A 6,584-nucleotide genomic window follows, 5' to 3' on the forward strand; every position below is an offset into this window, starting at 1 on the left:
TCCGAAGAACTAAATCACTTTTCCGTTCAATATTTATTAATTATTATAAATATCTTAATAAATTATAGAACATACAACCTATGTAAACATCTGTTATGTCTAATTGTACTATTTACAGCAAGCATTTTATTTTAATGGCTGTACGGCAAATATAAAGATATATTTGCAATAAACAAACATATTGACAATAAAAATAAACTTACACGAAACTTTGTCAATACGGATTATTTTAAGTTATATGTTAATTTAATACATTCTAGTATTAATATATAGTATTAATATGCAAATTATTTTTAACTCAATCCCGCATCAATGCTAGGAAGTAACACCAAAGTACCTTACCCTCATGAAGTTCTTCGGAGACTAAGGTGTTTCATAAATACTATCTAATGTATTTAAATAAAAAAAGAGTATCTAATAAAGATACTCTTTAGATATATGTGAATAGAGTGACCTATTTTGATTTTTATAGGCTTTTCGGAGGATATAATGCGTCCCACCACTCCGGTTGATCTTTCAACCACTTAGCAAACCATGCGTAAATCGTGTTATTCCACAAGATACGTTTGTCGTAATCCAGTATATGGTGGTTCTCTCCTTTTACCTGAACAAACGCTGTAGGCTTACCCAATAATTTTAATGCGGTAAACATCTGGATGCTCTCTCCAATCGGAACATTCGTGTCTGCGGTTCCATGTAAGAACAAGATCGGGGTATTGATCTTGTCCGCATTAAACAGCGGACTTTGTAAAGTGTACATATCCCGGGCATTCCATGGATAACTGTTAGCGCTAGCCAACGAGCTGTATGAATATCCCCAGTAACCTTCTCCCCAATAGCTGGTGATGTCGCTGATTCCCGCGTGAGACATGGCCGCCGCGAATATATCTGTTTTTGTTTGTAGGTATTGAGTCATGAAACCTCCGTATGAAGCCCCCATGCAACCGATTTTCTTCGTGTTGACAAAAGGATGCTCCTCACAGAACTTTTTCGTGCCTTCGATGATCTCGTCAGCGGTAAGTTTACCCCAAGCGTTGACATGGCGTGCGGAGAACTCTTGGCCGAATCCAGTCGCTCCACTGGGTTGTATGATGTAGACGATGTACCCTAAGCCGGCGTATACATGCGAAGGATAACGGCTTTCCATCACCCGGGCCGTAGGGGTTGTTCCTCCGTAATAATTCACGATCATCGGATATTTCTTGGTCGCGTCAAAATGAGGAGGGAGATAGAAGCGGCCGTAAATCGTATCCCCTTGGGCGGAAACGAAATTCCAATCTTGCACTTCTCCTAAAGTGACGTCTCTCAAGATCTCTTTGGAGAGATCGATCAAGCAGGAAGAGGCGTCGTTTTTCAAGTTATAGGTATAAAGCCTTTGGGAATTGGAAGCGCTTAATCCGAAATAAACCATTTCGAAAGCTTGATTGGCGATGGAGTAATCGGAGATGACATCTTCCTTGGCTTGAAGTTGCTTAATCTTTCCGTTGGACGGGTTTAGACTATACATGCGAACACGGTCCTTATCTTTCGCCGTGATATAGATTTGTTTATCGAGGGCGTTCCACTCGTAGGAATCGACAGAGGGGTCAAAATTTTTCGTAAGCGGCTTTATACTTTTATCTGCTATATTGTATAGGAATAATTGCCCGTCGCTCGTATTCGATGTCTGTCCTTCTTTGATCTTTAATCCGATACCATCGAAAGCCTCTCCAGACGCGTCAACGAGTAATTGGGTGGCATCCGGGGAGAAAACGGCACGGCTTACGAATTTCTCACCTTTTATAAGGGTATCCACATGCATGGTTCGTAGATCCATCTTATATATATATGTACGTGAGAAAGGACGCTCCGTTAAATTCGGTTCCCTGCGACTGAATAGCAGATAGTGGCCGTCTTGAGATATATCGTTGATGTAAGTAGAAGTATGTCCATAGGTGAGCCGTTGGAACAATCCGGTTCGCAGGTCATATTTATGGATAAACATACGGTTTCTCCATCCCGGTTGGCGATCATCCGGCACCAGTATCTCTTGGATCTCTTTTCGTTCTTGCGGTCCTTTCTCCCGTATGGAGAATAATAGATAGTCCTCGGTAGGTCCGAAACTGAAAGAACCCTCGGGCAATTGGCAGGCAAGGATGTTCTCCTTTTTGCTGGTAGGGTCTAAGGTCACCAATTCCGTGCCTTTCATCCCTTTCCGGGTGTAATAGGCCAGATTGCTTTTAGGCATCCAGCGTAAGCTCTGTCCGTTCTCAACCAATACGGAACCGGTAGCCTTGTCTAGTATCTGGGTAAATGAGGACTGCTTTCCGCCGGGATAGGTTTCTTGATAGGAGACGATAATGAATTTTCCATTCGGGGACAGGCTGGCGGATTGGATGCGTTTACCATCAAATACATCACTTAATGTATAACGTTTCTCCGGATTGATGGTCGTGGTTACCACTGCGTCTTTTTCCGGGTTGAATGAGGCTTTTAAGGCATTCTCTTTGTGGCTCTCAGATAAATATTTAATTACGATTTCATAGCGTCGCGGCTCCAAGGTCAACGAGGCTTCTCCTTGGGTTAGTTTTGTGAGTTGTCCATCCACGTAGACTTCTGAAATCTCAGGGCCATTGATCCTTAAGGTGCCTTTTGTATAGCGGTCACTATTCAGGTAGAAGGAAACCAAATGTAGCGCGTAGGAAGAGGCCGAGGTTGGCAAGGTCAGCTCTCCGGAAGACGCCGCGTCAAGGGTTTGTCCGCTTTGGGAAAGGTTGCAGAAAGGAACAGTCGTGTTCAATAGTTCCTTGTCTGAGAATCTCTTACTGTTTACATCCAGGCTATCTGCCAAGAAGGGTTTCTTCACCTCGTAAGGGCCGGCATAATTATAATGTCGCACGACAACCTCATCCGCCCATAGTGAGCAACAGGAGCATAGGGCTGAAAGAATTAAGATGTTTTTGTTTATCATGATATTTATTATTTAGTATAAGATAAGAAAGCGAGATGGCAGGTATCTCTCAGCCATCTCGCTGTATCATTATCTTATAAGATTTCTATCTCATCTACGAACAAGAATGCGGGACTTCCGGCGCCACCGTGCCATTTCGGTAGTTTGCCGCTGTTGATGATAACCTCGACATAGCGGGCCTTTACCGGGGCGAAGGATATCTCTTGGGGATATAATCCGTCCTTGTCGTTTTGGGTCAGCTCCGGGATTTTCTTGGAAGCTACTTCCTTGAAATTCTTGCCATCATCGGATACCTTTACGGTTACGGCGGAGGCGCCCATGATCCAGTCACCTTTCACCACATTCGTATTGAAAGATACCTTTTGGATTTCGGTTGGTTCCTTTAGATCGATCGTGGCGTCAAGGTCTTTTCCTTGGAAACCCAGCCAATGGCCGGTCTTGTAATTACTACCTCCGCGCAAGCCGTCTACCAATACCTGTGCCCCATTGAAAACGTAGCCTCTGCTGGGCTGCTCTTTCAAGGTGATGGGCTTCATCGTCGCTTTGTTGAAGAAGATCTCCTCGGAGAAGACGCGGCTCGTACCGTTCGGACGGACAACGATCGCCTTGAATTCGCAATCTTGGTTGATCTGTACCGGGCCTTCATACTTGATGCTGGCGATCGTAGGATCGCTACCGTCTACCGTATAATAGATATCTCCTTCACCCAGCTTCGTCAAGGCTATGTCAAGCGTTCCGTTCTCCGTATTGGTGGTCAGGGAGGCGTTAATATCGAAGATATGCTTTCCGTAATTATATCCCAAGCGATCGTAAAGTTGTGTCATGCGGGCCACACGGGGCAGGAACGTCTGATAATCTTTCTTGGACGGATCGCTCCACTGGATATCGGCTACGGCGTCGATACGGGGCATGATCATGTATTCCACCTGCGAGAAGGTCGGGATATATTCCGTCCAGAGGTTGGCTTGCGCCCCGATCACGTACTTCTGGTCTTCAGGAGAGATACCGGCTGTCGGCTCAAAAGAATATACTTTCTCTAACGGCAAGTAACCACCGATAGCATCGGGCTCAAGATCCGTATCCGCTGATTGATAGTAATCCAGATATACATATGTATTCGGTGTCATGACCACGTTATGCTTTTGCTTGGCGGCCTCGATACCTCCATCCATGCCTCTCCAGCTCATTACCGTGGCATTCGGGGCCAAGCCTCCTTCTAGGATCTCGTCCCAGCCGATGATATGGCGTCCTTTGCTCTCCACGAATTTCTCCATGCGGGAGATCACGTAGCTTTGCAAATATTCCTCGGCGGAATGTTTCTTGTCCCCCTTGATACCTTCCGCCTTGATGCGAGCTTGGCATTTCGGGCATTTCTCCCAACGTACCTTCGGGCACTCATCACCACCTACATGGATATATTCGGACGGGAAAAGATCGATGACCTCGCTCAATACGTCTTCTAGGAATTGCATTGATTTCTCGTTTCCGGCGCAGATCACGTCGTCGGCTACTCCCCATTGGCCCCATACGTCATAAGGGCCTCCGGTGCATCCAAGTTCCGGGTAAGTAGCCAAGGCTGCCAATTGATGTCCCGGCATATCGATTTCCGGGATGATCGTGATATGGCGTTCGGCGGCATAGTTGATGACATCGCGAATCTGGTCTTGTGTATAGAAGCCCCCGTATTCCTTTCCGTCATATGTTCCGGAGTTATGGCCGATCACGGTTTCCTTGCGTTTAGATCCGATCTGTGTCAATTCCGGATATTTCTTGATCTCGATACGCCAACCTTGGTCATCGGACAGATGCCAGTGGAACGTATTTTGGTTGTGCAAGGCAAGGATATCGAGATACGTTTTTACCGAATCCACGGGGAAGAAATGGCGGCTGACATCCAGCATCATGCCTCTATAGGCAAAACGGGGATAGTCGTTGATGGTAGCTGCCGGTAATTCTACGTTCATCCCTTGGGCCGTGGCCGGGATCGATTTACGTAATGTCTGGATACCATAAAATACGCCGGCATCCGTACTTCCGGCGATCCGTATCCCGTTATCGCTAACGGTCAGTTGATATCCTTCCGGATTCTGGATGCTTTGGTCGATAACGAGGCTGATCCCCTTACCGGGCTGGCCAGTAGCGGTTGCTAATTCATAGCCCGTGATTTCCTTGATATAAGAAGCGAGGAACTCGGCGTTCTTCTTCATCTTATCATTGCCCTCCGGATAAAATATCTTCGTGGATGGACTTAGGACGAAAGGATTTCCGTTCGTCAATGTTACTTCTTGTGGCAAAGGCACTACTCCGTAATCTCCTTTTACGGCCTTACCACCGGAGCAAGCGATCATTCCCGTGCAAAATGTCAGGACGAGCGCTAGTTTGCTTAGGCTGTTCATGTGTTTAGAGTTTAGAATGTAAAACAATAATTGATTCAGTATCACCGCCCAAAGATAAATAGAATTAGCCGTTTTATCTAATGCTTTTACACTTTTGATGCGATAACCTTAGGGATTTTGTCTATATATATAGACTATTTATCAACTGGTGCATGATCGTCCACCAGCCGTTGCATGATCATCCAACAGTTGGTGGACGATCATGCAACGGCTGGTGGATAATGAATACTTCTATAAGAAATGTCTAAGAAATATGGAAGAAACACCTAAGGTCTAAAGGGAAAAGGGCTAGGGACTAAGGGAAAAGAAACGTCTTCTTGAGAGGTATTTCCTTGTCTTTCTTATAATATGTATTCACACGTTTTACGGTTGTGCAGCGGATGTAAGCGTCATGGCAGTAGATGAGCGCTTGCCCTTTTCGGGAGGCTTCAGCAAGCATGCGCAGTTTCTCGTTGTATGACGTGATCGGATACGTATCGTAAGCCGAGATCCATTCCGGAGATACGCTGGCTACAAGGGGGATAACATCCCCGGCAAAGACAAAAGTCCGGTCCTCCGTATGGATATAGGGAACAATTTGTCCCGGAGTATGCCCATCGTACAGGCGTAGCTCTATAGTGGGGCAAATCGATGTGTCGGCATCTAGCAGCCGTAAGGAATTAGCGTCTGCGACGGCTTGCATATTCTCGATGAAATAGGAATCTCTCTCCAAGGCGTTCGGATGAAGGAAATTCTCCCATTGCTTGCGGCTAACCCAGTGGTTTGCATTTGGGAATGAGAGAAATAAATGTCCGGTAGATTCATCCTTTTGCGTGGTATAACCGCAATGATCGAAATGGAGATGGGTGAGGACAACATCCGTGATTTCCTCCGGTTGAATTCCCCGGTTTCGTAGTTCCGTGCCGAGGTCTACCAAGTTGAAGAAGCGGTAATAACTTAGTTGTTTTAAGTGTTTATTTCCCGCTCCGTTATCCACTAGGACGATGCGTCCGTCATCTGTTTTTATGACAAGGCTACGCATGGCTAGCACGCAACCATTTGTCTCGTCGCTCGGATAGCGACGGCTCCAAGCGCTTTTAGGAATGGCCCCGAACATGGCGCCTCCGTCGGCGTAGAAGTAGCCGGTATCGATGATTTGTAGTTTCATGGTTTCTGCATTCTTTCTTTGGGGGAGTAAAGGTATGGTTTTTATCATACTCAATAGTATAATAAATGTGAAAATGACTGGTTTAAACGTT

3 protein-coding genes are annotated in these 6,584 nt (G+C 45.7%); all 3 read right to left on the reverse strand.

Annotated elements, in window-relative coordinates:
* Positions 1-466: 466 nt before the first annotated feature.
* The 3 genes from D7V92_RS21435 to D7V92_RS21445 all read right to left on the reverse strand — a co-directional run bounded on the left by D7V92_RS21435 (position 467) and on the right by D7V92_RS21445 (position 6,493).
* A complete protein-coding gene (locus D7V92_RS21435) occupies positions 467-2,950 on the reverse strand; it encodes a prolyl oligopeptidase family serine peptidase (protein WP_121773755.1) in 2,484 nt (827 codons plus the stop codon).
* 74 nt (positions 2,951-3,024) lie between these two features.
* Entirely contained in the window at positions 3,025-5,346 is a 2,322-nt protein-coding gene (locus D7V92_RS21440) for a glycoside hydrolase family 20 protein (protein ID WP_005861302.1), read from the reverse strand.
* A 295-nt stretch (positions 5,347-5,641) separates the two neighbouring features.
* Positions 5,642-6,493 carry an MBL fold metallo-hydrolase gene (locus D7V92_RS21445; protein ID WP_121773756.1) on the reverse strand — a complete coding sequence of 284 codons (852 nt, stop codon included), beginning with the start codon at positions 6,491-6,493 and terminating at the stop codon, positions 5,642-5,644.
* Positions 6,494-6,584 lie beyond the last annotated feature (91 nt).

The organism is Parabacteroides sp. CH2-D42-20 (assembly GCF_003670185.1).
GTDB classification, from domain to species: Bacteria; Bacteroidota; Bacteroidia; order Bacteroidales; family Tannerellaceae; genus Parabacteroides; species Parabacteroides distasonis.